Genomic DNA, 1,394 nt, shown 5'->3' with positions numbered 1-1,394 from the left:
CGAGCGCATGCCTGAAGTGCTAGCTTCCCTGCACTTCGTGGTGTTCGCCATCCTCATGCTGCCCAAGGCCGTGATGCTCCTGGGCGCCGGACAAAGTTCATAACACGCTCTAGGCACTGGCGCTTGCAAGGACAGCTCAACGCCGTGTATCAGCCAGCAGGCAGGACTCCCGCGGCTCCACCATCCAACCCACTCAGCCAGGTCCTGCTGCTCGATGTCATACCAGCCAGCCTAGCCGCAACTCAGGGCTAGCAGCTGGTGATGCAATCGAGGACCATGCAGTGGTTCAGAAGCGGAACAAGGCAGGACGTGGCGAGCACAGCGACACCGCTCGCCCGATCGCCTCGATGTGGTCCGGCGTTGTGCCACAACAGCCGCCCACGATGTTCACGAGTCCTTCCTTGGCGAACTCATGCACCAGGCGTGAAGTATCGGCCGGTGTCTCGTCAAAGCCGGTATCACTCATGGGGTTGGGCAGACCAGCATTCGGATAACAGCTGATGAATGTCCCCTGGGCGACCTTGGCCAGCTCCTGGATATATGGACGCATCAAGGCAGCACCGAGGGCACAGTTGAGACCAATGGACAAGGGACGCACATGACGCACGCTGGCCCAGAATGCGGAAACCGTCTGGCCACTGAGCACGCGCCCAGAGGCATCCGTCACGGTCCCGCTGATCATCACCGGCAAGCGCTCGCCGGAAGCCTCGAAGAACTCCTCGATCGCGTAAAGCGCCGCCTTGGCATTCAAGGTGTCAAAAATGGTCTCGACCAGCAAGACATCAACCCCGCCCTCGACCAACGCCTCAACCTGTTCATAGTAAGAACGGCGCAACTCCTCGAAGCTGACATTACGTGCCGCCGGATCATTGACATCAGGACTGATGCTGGCCGTCTTGGGCGTCGGGCCGAGAGCACCCGCGGCAAAGCGAGGCCGGTCAGGGGTACTGAAGCGATCACAAGCGGCTCGAGCCAGCTTGGCAGAGACCAGATTCATCTCCCGGGCCAAGTCAGCCATGCCGTAGTCGTCTTGAGCAATCCGGGTGGCGCCAAAAGTGTTGGTTTCGATCAGGTCAGCACCGGCAGCCAGATAACCATCATGAATGCTGGAGATGACATCAGGCCGCGTCAGACTCAATAACTCGTTATTGCCCTTGAGGTCACCAGGAAAGTCGGCAAAACGATCTCCAGCGCTGCCCTGCCCTGAATAACCTTCACCGCGATACTGCTGCTCACCCAAGCGGAAGCGTTGGATCATGGTGCCCATGGCACCATCCAGAATGGCAATACGCTCCGCCAGAATAGCCGGCAGAGATTGGGCACGGGTATAAGGGAGAGATGTCATAGATCACCATTCTGGCTCAAGAAAGAGAAAAACCCCGAATCTGTTTAGT

1 protein-coding gene and 1 pseudogene are annotated in these 1,394 nt (G+C 58.6%); one reads left to right on the top strand and one right to left on the bottom strand.

From position 1 onward, the window contains the following. Window positions 1-103, top strand: a pseudogene (locus C6P61_RS16795) (IS5/IS1182 family transposase); the annotation flags it as partial. A gap of 183 nt (window positions 104-286) precedes the next feature. On the opposite strand, the gene C6P61_RS16790 reads toward C6P61_RS16795, so the two are convergent. Then, a complete protein-coding gene (locus C6P61_RS16790; protein ID WP_105731060.1) occupies window positions 287-1,345 on the bottom strand; it encodes a homocysteine S-methyltransferase family protein in 1,059 nt (352 codons plus the stop codon). Window positions 1,346-1,394 lie beyond the last annotated feature (49 nt).

Origin of the sequence: Malikia spinosa (assembly GCF_002980625.1) — a bacterium.
Lineage (GTDB): Bacteria > Pseudomonadota > Gammaproteobacteria > Burkholderiales > Burkholderiaceae_C > Malikia > Malikia spinosa.
The sequence above is the reverse complement of the archived record's forward strand: the minus strand, read 5'-3'. Positions and strand labels throughout refer to the sequence as shown.